We start from the raw sequence: 19,178 nt of genomic DNA, 5'->3' as shown, positions 1-19,178 counted from the left end.
CAAGCTCATGATGAAAGCCCATCACCGCATGATGAACGCCCTTCACTATACGGAAGGGCGTTCATCCACTATGCACTAACTGTATGCGGTATGTAGCTATACGATCAGGCTAGTCACACTAGTCAGACTAGTCGCGCGGCTTTTCCACCATCTCGTAGATCTCGATTACATCATCTACCCGAATATCGGAGTAGCCAACGGTAAGACCACATTCGAAACCTTCACGAACTTCTGTAACGTCGTCTTTTTCACGACGTAGTGAATTAACAGAAGTTTCCGGGCACACCACATTGCCGTCACGAACAATACGTGCCTTCGCGTTACGACGCACGATACCGTCCTTGACCATACAACCAGCAATTGTACCGACCTTGGAGGACTTAAAGAGAGCACGAATTTCAGCATGGCCAATAATATGCTCTTCGTAGATGGGTTTGAGGAGACCCTTAAGAGCCTTCTCAACTTCATCAATAGCCTCGTAAATGACGGTGTAGTAGCGAATTTCTACACCTTCACGGTTGGCAATTTCTGTTGCTTTGCCTTCCGCACGGACGTTGTAGCCAATAATGACAGCATCTGAAGCCTGCGCCAATCTGACGTTAGTTTCGGTAACAGCACCAACACCGCGGTCAATAATATTGAGTTCAACTTCGTCGTCAACATCAATATCCAGCAAGGCAGATTCCAGAGCCTCAACGGTACCGGAATTATCACCTTTGAGGATGAGATTGAGTTTCGAGGTCTCCTTCAAGACTTCATCGAGATCTTCCAGGCTGACGCGCTTGCGGGTCTTGGCAGCAAGGGCATTGCGTTTGCGTGCGTCGCGTTTTTCTGCGATCTGGCGAGCGATACGATCTTCTTCAACGACGAGGAAATTGTCGCCTGCGCCGGGAACACTGGTGAGACCAAGTACCTGTACAGGGCGAGACGGCTTAGCTTTCTCAAGATCATTACCGTATTCGTCAACCATACGACGAACGCGACCATAGGATCCGCCAGCCACAATCGAATCGCCAATATGCAAGGTTCCTCGCTGTACCAGCACCGTAGCCATGGGACCACGTCCACGGTCGAGGTGGGCTTCAATAGCCACACCTTGTGCGGGCATATCCGGATTAGCACGCAAATCCAAAGTGGCATCAGTAGTAAGGAGGATAGCTTCTAGGAGCTTATCGATATTGACACCATGCTTGGCATCAATATCGACAAACATTGTGTCGCCACCGTATTCCTCCGGCACCAAACCATATTCGGTCATCTGGCCACGTACGCGATCCGGATTGGCGGATTCCTTATCGATCTTCGTAATAGCAACGACAATCGGAACATCCGCAGCCTTCGCGTGGTTAATAGCTTCCACCGTCTGCGGCATAACACCGTCATCGGCAGCGACCACAATAACAGCCAAGTCTGTAGATTTAGCACCACGTGCACGCATAGCGGTAAATGCTTCGTGACCTGGGGTATCAATAAAAGTGATAACGCGAGTGCGTCCATCCATCGGCAGACGTACCTGGTAAGCACCGATATGCTGGGTAATTCCACCCGCTTCGTTCTCACCTACATTAGTACGACGAATGGTATCCAACAGACGGGTCTTGCCGTGGTCAACATGGCCCATGATGGTGACAACAGGTGGACGACGCTTTAATTCATCATCGTCGCCCTCATCGGCACCGAACTGAAGATCAAAGGACTCAAGAAGTTCGCGATCTTCATCTTCGGGGCTCACAACCTGAACCTTGAAATTCATCTCGTCGCCGAGCAGCTCCAAGATGTCGTCAGAGACGGACTGGGTAGCCGTCACCATTTCGCCGAGGTTAAAAAGAACCTGCACGAGAGATGCTGGGTTAGCATCAATCTTTTCCGCAAAATCAGCTAGTGAAGCACCGCGGGAAAGACGAACAACTTCGCCATTTCCTTTAGGAAGCCGCACTCCACCCACTGATGGTGCCTGCATTGCTTCATACTCTTGCTTCTTCTGACGCTTCGACTTCTTTCCTCGCCGGGGACCGCCACCGGGGCGTCCAAAAGCACCTGCTGTACCGCCGCGGCGTCCACCACGACCACTCCGGAAACCGCCACCAAAACCAGAATTGGGCTGTCCACCCGGGCCATGATGGCCACCAAAACCGCCACCGCGTTCACCACGACCACCAGAATGTGAGCGTGGAGCGTCAGGATTTTCTGAATGCCGAGGCATGACGGTAGGCGTGGGGAAACGACCGGAACGACGATTCTCCCCACCATTACGATTCCCGCGGTTATGGGAGGAACGACCACCCTGACCGCCGGAACGTCCACCTTGATTATTTTGTCCACCCTGTGAACCGGGACGTCCACCACGACCACCCGGACGTGGCATAGGACGGGGTGCGGGGTGCTCATCCGGTGTAGAGAATGGGTTATTAGCAACATGCGGACGACGTGCCGCAGCTTTTGCGACAGCTGCGGGGGAAGGATGCGAACCACGCGGTTTAGCAGCTGCACCAGGTTTAGGAGCTTTAGCTGTTTTGACAGCGCTCTTAGCCGCAGTTGCAGGAGTTGGCTTTCGTGATGTTTTAGCAGCGTCAGTTTTTGCGACACTACTGGCCTTAGCCGGTGCGGGCTTCGGAACAGGTTTCTTGGCTGCACCGGGTTTAGCAGGTTTAGCAGCGCTTACCGTAGCAGGCGAAACAGAATTCGTACTGCTGGTAGTTTTACGAGACTTCTTCGCCGCAGCAGGTTTTGCACGTGAAGACGTTTTTTCCGCTGTTTTATCGGTATTTTCTGCTTGTGCTGTTTTACCAGCAAATAGTTTGCGGATACGTCGCGCAACTGGAGCTTCGACGGTGGAACTCGCAGACTTAACAAATTCACCCTGTTCATTCAGGGTCTCTAAAAGTTGTTTGGATGTAACTCCGAGCTCTTTTGCAAGCTCGTGGACACGGGCCTTTCCAGCCACTTTTCTCCTCACTCAGAGGCCAAGCGCCGAAAAGGTGCTCGACCTCAATGATTACTGTGATTGCCGTTCATCGTAGTGACTTCACGGTGTACTCATCAGGGGTTTGTCTCACTTTCATATCTACTGACGAGGTATCACTCATACGAGTGAACCTCCTCGTCTAGGGTGCTACACCATTCTGATACTGCCTGAGTCGCAGCATCGGTGTTCAGCATTCCTTGCACTCGTAAAGCTCGTTGGAATGAACGTCGTTGTAACGCGAGCTCATAGACATGCTGATCCGAAAGAATCCATGCTCCCCTACCAGGAAGCACGGCTTGTGGATCAAACACTAACTCTGTTCCGCCAGCATTTGTCCTGCTAACAAAACGCCACAGCGCCGCACACTCTCGTTTTTCCCGCGTGACAATACACATACGGGTAGGACGATGAACTTTACATATAGCCACAGGCTATTCTATCGAATTCCGTGGTAAATCCTCGAATTTCGATATGTCTGGCTAATAATGCGCTAAAACTAGAGTTCAGCATGCTCCGGAGGCTCTGTTGTGACGCCATCAGATCGGATATCAATACGCCACCCTGTCAACCGGGCCGCCAGACGTGCATTTTGCCCCTCTTTACCGATAGCAAGAGAAAGCTGATAATCGGGGACAACAACACGCGCTGCTTTAGTTTCCTCATCTAGCACAGTGACGGAAAGAGCTTTCGCGGGAGACAGTGCATTACCAACAAATACTGCAGGATCTTCGTCCCAATCAATAATGTCGATCTTCTCGCCTCCCAGTTCACGCATAACGTTACGGACACGCTGCCCCATAGTGCCAATACAAGCACCTTTAGCATTAATGCCATCCTTCAAAGAGCGCACAGCGATCTTTGAACGGTGCCCAGCTTCACGGGCGACGGACGTAATCTCCACCTCACCTGCGTCAATTTCAGGAACCTCTAGGCGGAACAGTTCCCTCACCATATTGGGATGTGTTCGTGAAAGAAGAATCTGTGTTGAATTAGCTCCCCGACGTACCCCCACCACAAAGCATTTCAAACGATCGCCATGGTTGTAGCTTTCACCTGGGACTTGTTCACTGGGGGCAAGAATACCTTCCTGTGAATCAAGCTCAGTACCAAGTTGCACAACCACCATGCCACGTTTATTAGCAGCCGCATCTCGTTGTACGACACCAGCAACAATCTCACCCTGCTGCGCAGCATACTGACCATAGGTGCGATCATTTTCAGCATCACGCAGACGCTGCAGGATAACTTGTCGAGCAGTTGTAGCTGCTACTCGACCAAAATTGCGAGGAGTGTCATCGTATTCTGAGATGACAGCACCATCCTCATCAATTTCTTTAACGATGACAGAAACAGCACCGGTCTTTTCATCAATATCAATCGATGCATGTGGCTGGTGTCCCTCTGTATGCCGATAAGCACTTAATAATGCTTGTCGAATAGTGTCAATCATGTCTTTGACAGGAATTCCCTTGTCAGCCTCAATCATGCGCAATGCAGCGAGATCAATATCCACTTGTTACTTTCCTTCCTGGTGGACAAATGCGGCTAGCTTGTCATCGTCCATAACGATCTCCCAGTCCACGTCAGAGGGCTCGGAGAATTCAAACTCAATCATTGCTAGCGCAATCGAGGTAAATGGCACAGTGTGTACCGTAAGACGTTTGGGATTAATCCGCTGTCCCTTTTTCATTGTCGGAACAGTAAGAATAACAACAGCGTTATCACGTACAGGACCGATACGTCCACGTAGCGACTCCCCATCTGTTGTATCGATGGTGACAAGACGACCACGATTCCGAAGCCACTGTCGCACACGAGTAAGAGGGCGGTCTAGTCCCGGACTAGTAACTTGCAAAAGATAGGGTGCAGAACCTTTATCGTGTGCATCAAGTACCTGAGAGAGTATCTCGGATAATGCCACGATAGTGTCAAGAGAGGGACCACACTCAGAATCGTCATCAACACAGATCTCAATAATGCGTTGACCATCTTCACGGCGGAACGCAACATCAATAAGTTCCGCCTGATGCTCACTGAGCACCGGAGCTACGATATCTGCCACGGAATCTTCGGTGGAGAGGCCAGTGGCCTCGTCAGACGAGGAGGGGGGCATTCTGCCTTCTTTCGATTGTGTTATCGTCTCTAGGATACCCATCTTCGGGAGGAAGTTCGCATCTTTTGTCTTACCCAGACACGCAGTTCTCACGACAACTCTGGCACAATAAATAACGTGACTATAAATGTACAACAAGCGGCCAACACGCCAATGAACACACCAATGGAATTGTGTGACAGTTCATTGGCGCTTCACTGTAATAGAAGAAAATTTCTATTAGGTGCGGTTTCACTAGGCTTTACTCCCCTTATGGCCGGGTGCAGCCTTGGCAAACACGATACTGCTGATCCGCTCTATCAATTGTTGTATAGCGCACAATGCGATGTTCACGCAGCTCTTAGCCTTACTACCCTCTCTTCCCACACAAAAAATATTATTACTGTGCGGAAACGCCATATTGAGGCTCTGCAAGAAGAAATTAAAAGGCAGGAGAAGCTATGGAAGGCTCCTTCTGAGCCTCCGCATATCTCCCAAAAATCTCCTGTTTCACTAAAACTGCTACAGCAGCATCTCCTCAAAGCATCGCAGGAAGCGCTTAACATTGTTGCTGACAATACTGGTTATCGAGCAGGTCTAGCTGGCAGTATTGCTGCCTCATGCAATGCTCTTGCAAAGGTGGTGCTCTAATGGCCTCTGATACTGATGCCAAAGCTCTCGGTGAAGCACTCCGCAGCGAATATTCAGCTATTTTTGGCTACGGTGTTGTATCGGCCTATGTCTCCGATACCTACAATTCCTCCGTTGCCACTGTATGGTCAGCACATCGTGCCCGGCGTGATCGTATTATCCACATTATTGAGTCCTCAGATGAGGACCTCCCGCAACCGGAAGTGGCTTATACATCCACTAAAAAAGTGTGGGATAGCCTTACCGCTATGCAATTAGCTGCCCGAATTGAAGATGACTGTTCCATTGCTTGGGTGAATGCTTTACAGCAGTGCTCTACGCCAGATGGTCGTCAATTAGCCATGCGGGCGCTTCTGCATACTGCAGAATGGACGGCACGCTGGCGTATTGCAGCTGGTACTACACCTAGTGTCGATGCATTTCCCGGGCTGCATCGTTCGAAGGGTAAAGACCTTCACGAGGTGGATCCGGGGGCACAGCCTTCGCCGACACTACCGACTATTTCATCTCACTCGACAACTACGTCACCGGAGAATGATAGGACGGTACTCAGTACACCATCATCGACTACTATGATGTCTTCAACTATGACGCCCTCGAATAAGGTGTCTCCTTCGTCCCTCTCAGACCGGTAAAAGTGCAAAAAGAAAATATGCGTTGTGGTGTGTCTTATTACTAGACACACCACAACAATGATTTTTCGTATTAAAGATCGGACTACCGGGTCATACTAACGGTTGGTAAGCACGGCGAGAGCATCTGCTGGATCCATTTCCTCAGATTCCCCGGTAAGACGGTTTCGCAGTTCCACCTTGCCGTTGGCCCAGCCGCGGCCAATAACAAGTATGTGCGGCATACCGAGTAGCTCGGAGTCTTTAAACTTCACTCCTGGTGAGGCTTTTCGATCATCGAGGAGTACTTCCAATCCGGCATCGGATAGCTGTTCTGCCATGTCAGTTGCTGCTTCAGCTACGCCTTCAGTCTTATTAGCGATAACAACGTGGACATCCCATGGAGCAACTTCTTCTGGCCAGCGCAACCCTTTATCGTCATGGGACTGTTCAGCAATAACAGCAACCAAACGCGATACACCAATACCGTAGGATCCCATAGTGACGCGTTGGGGTTTACCATCTTCACCCAAGACGTCAATATCGAAAGCGTTAGTGTATTTGCGGCCAAGCTGGAAGATATGTCCAATCTCGATACCGCGAGCCAGTGTTAATGTGCCGTTTCCGTCGAGGGCGGGATCGCCTTCATGGATAGTAGCAACATCTAAAACACCTGTAGGAATGAAATCTCTACCTACGACTGCATGAAGACGATGAGTATCCACTTCGCCGCCACCAATAACCCAGGAAGTACCTGTTACTGCACGGGGATCAACATAGTACTCAATGTCATTGTTAAGCAGTTCAATTGGCCCAATATAGCCCTTCTTGATGAAGGGGTACTTAGCGAAATCTTCTGCCTCGAAAAGCGCTACTTCAGCGGGATCGAAAGCAGCTTCTAGACGCTTCTGCTCAAGTTCACGATCACCTGGGATACCAATACCCATTGGTACCCACTCTCCGCCTGGTTGACGTGTTTTAACCATGAGTGTCTTTAGAGTATGGTCTGCCGTCACCGTCGTATGCCCAGCTTCATGGAGGCAGGTGACGAGTTCCTCAATAGTACCGGCGTGCGGAGTTGACACAGTAATCATCTCTGCGTGATCAGAAATGGATTGTTCCGGTGGAGCAGGAATACGTACAGCTTCTACATTGGCTGCGTAATCTGATTCAGTGGAGCGGACGAAAGTATCTTCGCCAGCCGGTGATACTGCCAGGAATTCCTCCGAGGCAGATCCCCCCATCGGCCCAGACATGGCCGTGCAAATAACGTATTCCACCCCAAGCCGGTTAAAAATACGCTGGTAGGCACCACGATGTGCTTGGTAGGCTGCTTCTAGGCCAGCATCGTCAACGTTAAAGGAATAGGAGTCCTTCATAACGAATTCGCGACAGCGGAGCAGACCGGCGCGGGGTCGTTCCTCATCACGGTACTTCGTTTGAATTTGGTAAAGCACCAAAGGAAGATCCTTGTACGAGGTGCACTGTGACTTCACTGTCAGCGCGAAAAGTTCTTCATGCGTGGGCCCTAGGAGATAGTCGGCATTTTTACGATCTTTCAGCCGGAATAATGCTGACCCATATTCCGTCCACCGGTGGGTGGTCTCATATGGTTCACGTGGTAGCAAGGCGGGGAGTTCAATCTGTTGAGCTCCAATGCCGTCCATTTCTTCTCGCACGATCTTCTCGATATTGCGGAGAACTCGTAAACCAGCCGGTAGCCAAGAATAAATACCGGGGGCAATGCGGCGGATGTAGCCGGCGCGGACTAGCAATTTGTGGCTAGCAACTTCAGCGTCGGCGGGGTCTTCTCGGAGGGTACGCAAAAATAGCGTCGACATTCTGGTGATCACAGAGTTAGCCTAGTCCTTTTGCACGTAAGACACACTTTAGGCCATCAAGAACAAACTGAAAGAGACCCGCCTAGAGTGCACAATTACGGAAGATCGTTAGCTGCCTCATTAGCTTTCTGCCCCTCCACAACGTCGGGAACAGTGAAACGGATAAAGAGTGCGCTAAGAATTCCCATAACAACCGCTAATCCCAAGCACACGAAAAGAGTGAGAAGATACCCTTCACCAAGTGCATGCAACTGCACAGAATTCATCTCTGTTACGGGGATATCTGCTCCCCCATGATGGCGCGTATAGGACTGTGCCAACGCGCCAGCAAATGCAAGACCAATAGGTCCACCCAGCGTTTGTGCAACTAAAGAAATGGCAGTCAACGGGCCAACATCAATGGGTTTCACACCGGCCACGGCAGAAAGCGTAAGAGCAATACTGACTAATCCAACTCCATAGCCAATGATCAATGTGGGTGGGAAGATGTCAGCCCAGAATGTGGACTCTTCGCTAATGGCAGTCCCCCACCCAAAGCCGATAACCATAAAGATACAACCCGCCAAAATGATCCACCGGGGAGCCCACTTCATCGATATTTTGGAAGCTGTAGCAGCACCAAGAGCAAGTGCAAAGGCAAACGGTATAAAAGCTAGTCCAGCGCGCAGTGTGGTGTATTTCAGAATGGTCTGTACGTAGAGCGCGACGAAAACAGCTACCGTAGTCATAATTGCGCCTAGCAAAAAGATCGCGATAAATGTGAACACGCGATCCCGGCGAGTGAAAAGGCTAAGTGGAAGAACTCCATTCTCCGTGTGCTTTTGAGTAATGAAAAATGCCCCGAGGGATGCAATACCGACAAGCATAGCGACAATAAAAACAGGATTTGAAGCACCTTTACCAGCACTCGTCAAACCTAAAACAAGTGCGGTAGACCCCAAGGTTGCGAGGATAGCACCCCATATATCCAGTGGTACTCGCTGTCCTTCTACTGCACCCAGCACATAGTGGCCAGCAATGACGATAAAAATCCCAATGGGCACATTAATAAGGAAAATCCATTCCCAGGAGATGCTAGTGAGGGCACCACCAATAATCAGACCAAAAACTGAGCCCAATCCCGTCATGGCAGACCATACGGCGAAAGCTTGATTCCGTGCTTTTCCGGGGGGATAGGTCACCACAATAAGCGCCATACCTGACGGTGATGCAATCGCTGCCCCGAGGCCCTGCAGGACACGAGACAGTATGAGCATGATAGGCCAACGGGAAAGACCACATAGCAGGGAGGCCACGGTGAAGGTTCCCACTCCAATGAGGAATGCTCGTTTACGCCCTAAGACATCTCCAATACGGCCACCAAGGAGGAGAAGACCACCATAGGCAAGGGCATACGCTGTGATAACCCAAGAACTTGCTGATTCTGAAAGTCCTAGTTCTCGCTGAATAGGTGCGAGTGCCAGATTGACGACGGTGCCATCCACAACCACCATGAATTGGAGGAGTGAAAGAACTAATAGAGGCAGGCCAAAAGCACTTACTTTTTCTTGTGGCGCAGCCGCCTGCGGGGCGTCAGTCATGGAAAGAGAACTCCTTTTCAGGATTTCTACAGTGAAGATAGTGGGAACAAACTGATTATCACTACACTATCGGTCTTTTACAGAAAATCCCTATTTGAATTGCACATGCCACGACATGGTTATGAACTAATCACACTTATAGAAAACACTTGTGAGACGAAACACCCTTCTCTGATGTATACCATGGAGGTAACACCTCTCGTTTTGGCGAGAAACTTCCCCTAGCGTTGTTGACACTCTCATTTCACAAGGATGGATAATGGCTGCAGCACATTATGATCTCGTCGTCATTGGAACCGGATCCGGTAACTCACTCTTTGACGAACGATTCGACAATCTCAAGATTGCTTTATGCGAAGACAAAATCTTTGGCGGTACATGCCTCAACGTCGGTTGTATCCCCACTAAAATGTTCGTCTACCCTGCAGACCGTATTCATGACCTCTACGATATCGACCGCCTTGGCGTCAATGCCCACGTTAACAACATTCGATGGGATGAGATCGTCAACCGTGTCTGGAACCGTATCGACCCCATCGCCGCTGCCGGCGAACGCTACCGTGTAGAAGACTGCAACAATATCGATGTTTACGGTCATGCTGAATTTATTGGTGAGAAACGTTTCCGCGTAACAGATCGCAATGGTACTGATACCCATGAGATCACCGCTGACCGTGTTGTTCTCGCGGCTGGTTCACGTGCCGCTATCCCCGGACTTGTCGCTGAGTCTGGTGTGCAGTACTACACCAATGAAAATATTATGCGTATTGACCGAGTGCCCGAACACCTCGTCATTCTTGGATCCGGCTATATTGCTACAGAATTCGCCAATGTTTTCTCCGGTATGGGCTCCACAGTAACCCTTATCGGCCGCTCCCCTGTGCTCCTTAAACATCTCGATAATGAACTATCTGAGCTCTTTACTGAGATCGCTCGGGAGAAATGGGATGTCCGTTTAGGGCAGGGAACGACAGCTATCGACCAGGTGGAGAAGCAGCGTGAAGATGGGTCTTCCTACTTCGAAACCACCATTACATTTGAAGACGGCAGCACTGTTACCGGTGACGCATTCCTAGTTGCTACCGGACGTACCCCTAACACCGACCGCCTTGGCCTCGACAATGGTTCCGGTGTGAAGGTTGAAAGGGGACGCGTTGTTGTCGATAAGTACGGGCGTACCACTGCACCCGATGTGTGGGCCTTTGGTGACATCTCCTCTCCCTACCAACTTAAGCACGTTGCTAACGCGGAAATGCGCGCTGTCCAGCACAACCTTATGGCAGACTCCCCTGCCGACTACCAAGAAATGCCACACAGTGTAGTCCCGGCAGCAATCTTTACCCATCCACAAATCGCCAATGTGGGTCTTACTGAAGAACAGGCTCGTAAGAAAGGCGCGGAGGAAGGTTTCCCCGTTACCGTCAAGGTGCAAAAGTATGGTGACGTTGCCTATGGCTGGGCGATGGAGGACCAGCACGGGATCGTCAAACTTATTGCCAATGCAGCAACCGGTGAGCTACTCGGCGCACATATCTTGGGACACGAGGCTAGCCTCCTCATCCAGCCGCTTATCCAGGCAATGAGTTTCGGACTGAAAGTTAACGATATGGCACGCGGTCAATACTGGATTCACCCTGCGCTGACTGAAGTTATCGAGAACGCTTTACTCGGCCTTGAGCTCCAGTAACATGTGAGATAGCTCTACAGTATGGCCACCAGTACACTCAGCACACTATGAAATAACTGGTGGCCATACTTTTGTAGAAAGGTTCAACTACGGGAGAAAGTAACCATGTTCCATAGTCGCCTCTCACAGACAAATAGCCGCCTTTCACATAGAATGTGCACAGTTCTCGCTTCTCTAGTGCTAGTGTGCATATACCCGTCAGCTAACATGCCTACGGCGCAAGCCACTACCACCACAAACATAACCAGTACTGCTATCGATCAAAAGACAGTACCCACAACAAAAGACGGATTACCTACCATCCTCAACCACTGGGATTGTCGTTCCTCCCAGCACCCCACCCCGGTCATCATGATTCATGGAACGTTCTCACGGCAATTGAGCCAAATTGACGTTACTCAGATGCTGCACGACAGAGGATATTGCGTTTTCGGTATTGACGCTGGCCATAATGACAATCTCTATACCCTGATAAAACCAGAGTATTACGGAACTGCCCACGTCGATGAGACCACCGACCAGGTTAATGCCTTCATCGAAAAGGTAAAAAGAAAAACCGGAGCTAAAAAAGTTGACCTTATCGGTCACTCACAAGGCGGTCTCATTATCCGTAACCGTATTACTCGCTATGGCGGCAAAGACGTACGTATCGCCATGATGCTTGCTGGAACCCATCAGGGCACAACACTCAACAACCTCAACACGCACAAAGATACAGTGGCTGGCATTACGTATGTTGTGATGGTTACCCCGGACGATAATCAAGCAACGCCGTGGCAGTCAGGATTCATTACTGATCCGGTAAAAGGAGCAACTGTTTATAACATCAACATTAAACAGTTGTGCAACATACCGGCTTCCGAGAAGATAGGGCACTCTGATACGCATATGGATTACCGTGCACTCCACGTTATCCGTTGGGCTTTAGCGCATGCTACTCATCGGGGAGCTCAACCCAATTGCCAGATAGAAGCGCGGAAATAAACCATAAAAGGGCAGGGCACATCGAGAAAACTACTCGATGTGCCCTTAGCCTGTCTGTTTCGTTATAAAGATGCGTATTTAGAGGTGCGCAGGGTCACCGCTACCATCTGAACGGATCGTCAGAACCTCATAGGAGTCTTCTGTGACAAGAATGGTGTGCTCAAACTGTGCGGTCCACTGGTGATCCCGATTTTGGACAGTCCATCCGTCATCCCAAATATCGTAGGCTAGCGAGCCGAGATTAATCATCGGTTCCACGGTGAGTGTCATTCCGGGTTCCATCACATCGGTAATGGCGGGTTCATCGTAGTGCAGAACAGCCAGACCATTGTGGAAAGTGGGGCCTACCCCATGTCCGGTGAAGTCCCTGACCACGTTGTATCCAAAGCGCTTCGCATAGGATTCAATGACTCGGCCGATAACATTTACCTGGCGTCCCGGACGAATAGCTTTAATGCCACGCCACATAGCTTCATGGGTGCGTTCAACAAGTAGTCGATGTTCTTCACTGGGTTCACCAGCGAAAAATGTTGCGTTTGTATCTCCGTGAACACCATTTTTGAAGGCGGTGACGTCAATGTTGACGATGTCCCCTTCTTGGATCACTGTAGAGTCCGGAATACCGTGGCACACAATCTCATTAAGGGATGTACAACAGGATTTTGTGAATCCTCGGTATCCCAACGTAGAGGGGTAAGCACCATGATCGCACATGTACTCATGAGCAATACGGTCTACCTCATCCGTTGTGACACCGGGAGCAACCGCTTCACCGGCAGCCTGCAACGCATCTGCAGCAATCGTGGAGGCCTCCCGCATTGCTTCAATAACCTCAGGGGTTTGTACATACGGTTCGCCGATGGCTTCCTGAACATCGTCTTTCCATGCGTACTCCGGGCGTTCAATATCGGCGGGAACAGTACGGATGGGGGTAGGTTTACCAGGTTTTAGGGGTGCACGAGTCATAAATATTCCTCTACCAATTGAGTGTGTGTAGGTACGGTGTGGGCAGTGGCATTATTGCTCGGTAAGGCCTTGTTCATCGGCTATGCGCTGGGCTTCTTCAATAAGAGTAGGAACAATTTCTTGCTCGGGTACAGTCTTAATGACGTTACCTTTCACAAAAATCTGTCCTTTACCATTACCTGACGCACAGCCCAGGTCAGCTTCGCGAGCTTCGCCAGGACCGTTCACAACGCAACCCATAACCGCCACGCGCAACGGGAAGGATACGTCTTTGAGACCATTTTCGACTTTATTAGCCAGTTTTACAACGTCAACCTGACAGCGTCCACATGAAGGACACGACACAATTTCTAGACGCTTAGGGCGAAGATTAAGGCTACGCAGGATGGCCTCCCCTACTTTAATCTCCTCCACTGGCGGTGCTGAGAGACTGACACGAATAGTATCGCCAATTCCCTGTGAGAGCAGAGTGCCGAAGGCGACAGAGGATTTAACCGTACCTTGGAAAGCAGGACCTGCCTCAGTAACACCTAAATGCAGCGGGTAATCACATTGGGCGGCAAGCAATTCATAGGCACGTACCATGGTGACAGGATCATGGTGTTTCACTGAAATAACGATGTCGTGAAAGTCGTGCTCTGCAAACAGGCTTGCCTCCCACAATGCAGACTCGACAAGCGCTTCCGGAGTAGCTTTCCCATATTTCTCAAGAAGTCTTTTATCGAGGGAACCAGCATTAATACCAATACGAATAGGAATATGAGCAGCACTAGCTGCCGTAGCAACTTCCTTCACACGCCCATCGAACTCGCGAATGTTGCCGGGATTGACGCGTACTGCTGCACAGCCTGCATCAATAGCAGCAAAAATATAGCGTGGTTGGAAATGGATATCAGCAATAACCGGTATGGGGCTTTTCTCCACAATTGCCGCTAATGCATTTGCGTCTTCTTGTCGGGGGCAGGCCACGCGCACAATATCGCAGCCGGCTGCCGCAAGCTCAGAAACCTGCTGCAGCGTTGCAGTAACATCATGCGTCCGAGTAGTTGTCATCGACTGGACGGAGACAGGGAAATCGGAGCCTACACCAACATTTCCCACCATTAATTGGCGAGTTTTTCGACGGGGATGAAGCACCGGTGCCGGGGCTTCGGGCATACCCAGATTCACATCAGTCACGATGACTCTCCTCTCGAAAGGCGTAAAGCGCCCTTCTGCGCTACTCTCTAATGCTAGTCACTGCAGATCTCTACTGCATAAGCCGAACAGGGTTCACAACATCCGCTACCACTGTCACAATGAACAGCAGGACAAGCAACCCCACGACAACGGTGGTAAGGGGCATAAGCTTGGAATAATCAGCTGGCCCCTTAGGATCTTTACCTTCTAGACGACGGATACCATCACGGATTTTCTCGTAGAGAACAACGACAACGTGGCCACCATCCAATGGGGGCAGCGGAATGAGGTTGAAGAGTGCAAGACAGAAGTTAATCTGCGCCAGCAGCATAAGAAATACTGACCAGGACCCAAAAGCGAGCGCATCGCCACCTGCAACAGATGCCCCCACAATACTCATGGGGCTATCTGCGGAACGCTCTCCCCCAAAAATGGCTTTAACAAGTCCGGGGATCTGGGCTGGAATATGGACAAGCGCTTTAGCAATAGCCCCATTAATTTCCCACGAGAATTTCATCGCCGCGGGGAATGCGGTGGCTCCGTTATAGTGTCGTATTGGCTCTAGCGGTTCTTCTCGAACGCTTACGCCAGCAACAGCAACTTTAGTGAGCGTACCTTTGTCATCCTTACCAGCATCTGGTTTTTTCACGAGGCGAAACGCCTGCTCCGGATGAACATGGAAGGTATATGTCTTACCGTCACGCATTACTGTGTATTCCACATCTGTGGTGGCGGACTGGGTAAGGGAAATAACCTGCGCGGAATTCTGAATTTTATGCCCGTTAACATGCGTAATGATGTCTCCCGCGCGAATACCAGCAGCTGCAGCAGGGCCGTTCCCAGAGCACTTTGCGACGGAACCATCACTATGCTGATCAGCTACGCACGTGGTCGCAGCGACACGAGTCACTATGGGAGAATTCGTGTTTGGTAGTCCCCAGGCGGCAGCTACCACCCATATAAGAGAAATTCCCAGCAAGACATTCATGATGATACCGCCCAGCATTACAATGATGCGTTTCCATGCCGGCTTCTTATACATAGCGTCGGGAGCTTCTTCCTCCGTGAGCTCCTCATCCAGAATGGTCATACCGGCGATATCGCAATAGCCGCCAAGTGGGAGAGCTTTAAAACCGTACTCGGTTCCGCCTTTATGCCACGAAAAGAGTGTGGGACCAAAGCCAATAAAGTAGGCGCGAACTCGCATTCCCGACCATTTGGCAGTCAGTAAATGTCCTGCTTCATGTAGAGCGACAGAAATCGCAATACCGAGAATGAAGAGGATAATACCGAGGGCAAAACTCATAAACGCTCCTGGAGCTTCTGCTGTGCGCAAGCACGGGCCCACGCTTCTGCGGCGAGAACATCATCGACGCAGGCTGGGGTGGTTGTCCACTGGTCAGCTTCAGAAAGGACATCCGCTACTGTGTCAACGATCGCGGGGAATGATAAGTTCCCTGCTAAAAACGCTGCCGCAGCCTCCTCATTGGCGGCATTATAGACGGCTGTCATCGTTCCACCAGCTCGTCCTGCTTCCCGTGCTAGTTCTACAGCAGGGAAAACCTCATTATCCAAAGGCTCAAAAGTCCATGTTTGAGCCTGGCTGAAATCACACGCGGGAGCCGCCTCCGAAACACGATTCGGCCACATCATTCCCAACGCGATAGGTATCTTCATAGACGGTGGAGAAGCCTGGGCAATAGTAGAGCCATCGCAGAATGTCACCATGGAGTGAACGATCGATTGCGGATGCACTGCCACCTGGATATTGTCGTAGTCCACCCCGAACAGTAAACGTGCCTCAATAAGCTCCAGCCCTTTATTCACCAAAGTGGCAGAGTTAAGGGTATTCATAGGACCCATGCTCCACGTGGGGTGAGCACCTGCTTGTTGGGGAGTCACTGATTCCAATTGTGCGCGAGTCCATCCCCGGAACGGACCGCCGGAAGCAGTAAGAACTAGTCGCGCTACCTCATGTGTACGTCCTGCGCGCAGACACTGTGCAAAAGCAGAATGTTCAGAGTCTACTGGAACAATCTGTCCTGGCTGCGCTGCCTTTATAACAAGCTCACCACCTGCTACCAGAGATTCCTTATTCGCCAATGCGAGAATCTCCCCCGCCGCAATAGTGGCCAATGTGGGACCAAGTCCCAGTGAACCCACCAAACCGTTAAGAACGGTATGCGCGGGGACAGTGTTGACCAAATCCGTTGCAGCACTCTCCCCCACACGAACACTGATGCCAGTACGATCTTGTACAATCTGTGCCGCATCAGCATCGGCAACAGCAACTTCAGTGACACCGAATTCGGCAATTTGATCACATAAAAGATCGATGGATCTACGCGAATGTCCCCCTGCAGCAAGACCCGTAATAGTGAATAAATGCGGATTGGTGCGAACAACATCAAGAGCCTGAGTACCGATAGAACCGGTGGACCCAAGCAAGAGAACAGAACGTGGCTCTGTCACTGATCCTTCTTTCTACTTTCCGCCTAGTCTACTTCTCTTCTGCAGCAAGCTGACCGCATGCTGCAGCGATATCCTGCCCGCGTGTATCACGGACAGTACACGTCACGCCTTGTGCGCGTACATGCTCAACAAAAGCATCCTGGCGGGCGCGCGGAGAAGCATCCCACTCACTACCCGGAGTGGGGTTAAGGGGAATGAGGTTAACATGTGCCATTTGGTGCAGTTTGTGGTGCAGCAACTGTCCCAACATATCTGCACGCCATAACTGGTCATTAACATCTCTAATAAGGGCATACTCGATAGAAATACGGCGTCCTGTACGATCCGCATAGTACTGTGCTGCATCAATAACATCCGCCAGTGGCCATCGATTATTGGCAGGGACAAGCGTATTCCGCAGATCATCATCAGGACAATGCAGAGAAATCGCTAACGTCACGGCAAGATCTTCATCGGCGAGCCGACGAATAGCAGGAGCGACACCCACCGTCGACACCGTTACATGTCGCTGCGAAATTCCGAACCCTTGTGGCGACGGAGAGGTAATTTGTCGGATCGCACGAAGTACGCGTTTATAGTTAGCGAGTGGTTCACCCATTCCCATAAACACGACATTGGATAACCGTCCCGGACCTCCCGGCATTTCCCCACTGTCCATCATGTGAGCAGCAACGCGAACCTGCTCAACAATCTCCGCTGCAGAGAGCTGACGTTGAATACCAAGTTGTCCAGTTGCACAGAATGGGCACGCTTGCGCACAACCCGCTTGCGAAGAAATACAGAGTGTTGCCCGGTCGCTGTACCGCATGAGGACAGACTCTAGAACCGTCCCATCAGGTGATTTCCAGAGTGTCTTACGAGTTTCTCCCCCATCTGCCTCAATATAGCGAACAGGGTGAAGAAGCTGCGGGAACAATGCCTCTTTTACTTTTTCACGGACACCTGCGGGAAGATCTGTCATCTCCAACGGGTCTGCTTCGCATCTTTCGTAATAATGACGCGCAATCTGATCAGCCCGGAAAGCTGGTAGACCAAGCTCACGCATCTTCTCCTTCACTTCAGGAATAGTGAGATCAGCAAAATGCGTGGGCGGCAATCCCCGGCGTGGGCCGCGGGCAAGAGGGACAGGAACCGTCATCGAATACAGTATCTACTCTCATGAGATGCGTAACAGTACGTTACAAATGAAGTACTTACAGGTCACATTGTAGGAGCACACGCAGTCTGTACTTACAACAACCCGTTAACTGCAACAATAATCGTAAGAACAATCCACGTCATTGCTGCACTCGGCAGAATGCCATCAAGGCGGTCCATCATACCGCCATGCCCGGGAAGCAGATTACTCATATCTTTAATCCCCAATTCCCGCTTGAACTGGGATTCAGCCAAATCTCCGAAAATATCGGAAAAAACCAGGCCGATACCCAGTAGTACGCCCACCCACCAGGACAGATCCAAGAGGAAGACTGTCATTAGAATAGCGGCAATCAGGGAAAAGATAAGTGACCCGGCTAAACCTTCCCAGGATTTCTTAGGGCTCACTTTTGGAGCGAGAGGATGTTTTCCCCAAAGAACACCAAAGGTATATCCGCCTATATCTGAACACACTACGGTGACGATGAAGGTGATGAGGATGAGGTTCCCTTTAATACCTCTCTCCGCAGATTGAAAGCCCATTAAAACAGTAGTGAAGGCTGCCATAAGAGGGATCCAGGCAAGGAGAAATCCTCCCATGCTCGTATCCCGTAACCAGTTTTTGGGTGCAGCCTTATTTCCCTCAAGGAAAAGACGAACTACCGCAAACACCATGATGGATAGTAAGAAAGCCACCATAATGCCTCGTACACCGGCTAGTGCAGACCATGCAACGACTTGCCCCAGCAGATGTATGGCAATAGATGGTAACTGGTATCCGTGTTCGTGGAGACGATCCAGCACTTCCTTAAGCGCAAGAACGACCAGAATAGCCACTAGCACAGCCCATATCAGCTGAGCAGTGAGCCTATTGTCAGTAAGTGCCGGAACTCCCAGAACAACAAAGAGAACAATTCCACCAAGAAAAATTCCCGTACCGAAAGCAGCTGGAAGATTGCGTCCCGGATTTCGCTTTCGCGGAGTCGCAGTAGGCGTCGAAGAGGAAGCCACTA

The 19,178-nt window shown here is 50.5% G+C and carries 16 protein-coding genes; 4 read left to right on the top strand and 12 right to left on the bottom strand.

Annotated elements, in window-relative coordinates; all coding sequences use genetic code 11:
• Nucleotides 1-127: 127 nt before the first annotated feature.
• The 4 genes from infB to rimP all read right to left on the bottom strand — a co-directional run bounded on the left by infB (nt 128) and on the right by rimP (nt 5,078).
• Nucleotides 128-2,944, bottom strand: coding sequence for a translation initiation factor IF-2 (infB, locus tag DI579_RS01270; RefSeq protein ID WP_303678572.1), 2,817 nt, complete (start codon nt 2,942-2,944; stop codon nt 128-130).
• Between the two features lie 134 nt (nt 2,945-3,078).
• Entirely contained in the window at nt 3,079-3,393 is a 315-nt protein-coding gene (locus tag DI579_RS01265; protein ID WP_290595393.1) for a YlxR family protein, read from the bottom strand.
• Between the two features lie 68 nt (nt 3,394-3,461).
• Nucleotides 3,462-4,478: a transcription termination factor NusA gene (gene nusA / locus DI579_RS01260; RefSeq protein WP_290595394.1), complete on the bottom strand. Its 1,017-nt coding sequence runs from the start codon at nt 4,476-4,478 to the stop codon at nt 3,462-3,464.
• Nucleotides 4,479-4,481: 3 nt separating this feature from the next.
• Nucleotides 4,482-5,078: a ribosome maturation factor RimP gene (gene rimP / locus DI579_RS01255; protein WP_290595395.1), complete on the bottom strand. Its 597-nt coding sequence runs from the start codon at nt 5,076-5,078 to the stop codon at nt 4,482-4,484.
• Between the two features lie 252 nt (nt 5,079-5,330).
• On the opposite strand from rimP, the gene DI579_RS01250 reads away from it, so the two are divergent.
• Together DI579_RS01250 and DI579_RS01245 are read left to right on the top strand one after the other, a co-directional pair.
• The gene (locus tag DI579_RS01250; RefSeq protein WP_290595396.1) at nt 5,331-5,708 is read left to right on the top strand and encodes a hypothetical protein; all 378 of its coding nucleotides are present in this window, start codon (nt 5,331-5,333) and stop codon (nt 5,706-5,708) included.
• Entirely contained in the window at nt 5,708-6,343 is a 636-nt protein-coding gene (locus DI579_RS01245; RefSeq protein ID WP_303678571.1) for a ferritin-like domain-containing protein, read from the top strand. The genes DI579_RS01250 and DI579_RS01245 overlap by 1 nt, the downstream gene beginning before the upstream one ends.
• A gap of 95 nt (nt 6,344-6,438) precedes the next feature.
• Here DI579_RS01245 and DI579_RS01240 read toward each other — a convergent pair whose 3' ends face one another.
• Entirely contained in the window at nt 6,439-8,172 is a 1,734-nt protein-coding gene (locus tag DI579_RS01240; protein ID WP_290595398.1) for a proline--tRNA ligase, read from the bottom strand.
• An 83-nt stretch (nt 8,173-8,255) separates the two neighbouring features.
• Nucleotides 8,256-9,740, bottom strand: coding sequence for an MFS transporter (locus DI579_RS01235; protein ID WP_290595399.1), 1,485 nt, complete (start codon nt 9,738-9,740; stop codon nt 8,256-8,258).
• Nucleotides 9,741-9,999: 259 nt separating this feature from the next.
• On the opposite strand from DI579_RS01235, the gene DI579_RS01230 reads away from it, so the two are divergent.
• Together DI579_RS01230 and DI579_RS01225 are read left to right on the top strand one after the other, a co-directional pair.
• Nucleotides 10,000-11,427 (top strand): mycothione reductase, encoded by a 1,428-nt coding sequence (locus DI579_RS01230; RefSeq protein ID WP_290595400.1) that lies wholly within the window; start codon nt 10,000-10,002, stop codon nt 11,425-11,427.
• Between the two features lie 207 nt (nt 11,428-11,634).
• Nucleotides 11,635-12,411, top strand: a complete 777-nt coding sequence (locus DI579_RS01225; protein WP_303678570.1) for a triacylglycerol lipase — start codon at nt 11,635-11,637, stop codon at nt 12,409-12,411.
• 78 nt (nt 12,412-12,489) lie between these two features.
• On the opposite strand, the gene map is transcribed toward DI579_RS01225, so the two are convergent.
• From map to DI579_RS01195, 6 genes are all read right to left on the bottom strand, one after another.
• A complete protein-coding gene (map, locus tag DI579_RS01220; protein ID WP_290595403.1) occupies nt 12,490-13,377 on the bottom strand; it encodes a type I methionyl aminopeptidase in 888 nt (295 codons plus the stop codon).
• A gap of 51 nt (nt 13,378-13,428) precedes the next feature.
• Nucleotides 13,429-14,535, bottom strand: coding sequence for a flavodoxin-dependent (E)-4-hydroxy-3-methylbut-2-enyl-diphosphate synthase (gene ispG, locus DI579_RS01215; RefSeq protein ID WP_290595651.1), 1,107 nt, complete (start codon nt 14,533-14,535; stop codon nt 13,429-13,431).
• 91 nt (nt 14,536-14,626) lie between these two features.
• Entirely contained in the window at nt 14,627-15,862 is a 1,236-nt protein-coding gene (locus DI579_RS01210) for an RIP metalloprotease (protein WP_290595404.1), read from the bottom strand.
• Nucleotides 15,859-17,028, bottom strand: a complete 1,170-nt coding sequence (gene dxr, locus DI579_RS01205; RefSeq protein WP_290595405.1) for a 1-deoxy-D-xylulose-5-phosphate reductoisomerase — start codon at nt 17,026-17,028, stop codon at nt 15,859-15,861. Before dxr ends, DI579_RS01210 begins: the two co-directional genes overlap by 4 nt.
• Before the next feature lie 28 nt (nt 17,029-17,056).
• On the bottom strand, nt 17,057-18,166 hold the full coding sequence (rlmN, locus tag DI579_RS01200; RefSeq protein WP_303678569.1) for a 23S rRNA (adenine(2503)-C(2))-methyltransferase RlmN: 1,110 nt from the start codon (nt 18,164-18,166) through the stop codon (nt 17,057-17,059).
• A 92-nt stretch (nt 18,167-18,258) separates the two neighbouring features.
• Nucleotides 18,259-19,176 carry a phosphatidate cytidylyltransferase gene (locus tag DI579_RS01195; RefSeq protein ID WP_290595407.1) on the bottom strand — a complete coding sequence of 306 codons (918 nt, stop codon included), beginning with the start codon at nt 19,174-19,176 and terminating at the stop codon, nt 18,259-18,261.
• Nucleotides 19,177-19,178 lie beyond the last annotated feature (2 nt).

Origin of the sequence: Lawsonella clevelandensis, assembly GCF_003241315.1 — a bacterium.
Taxonomy (GTDB): domain Bacteria; phylum Actinomycetota; class Actinomycetes; order Mycobacteriales; family Mycobacteriaceae; genus Lawsonella; species Lawsonella clevelandensis_A.
Note: the sequence above shows the minus strand (reverse complement) of the source record. Positions and strands in the feature narration are given on the sequence as shown.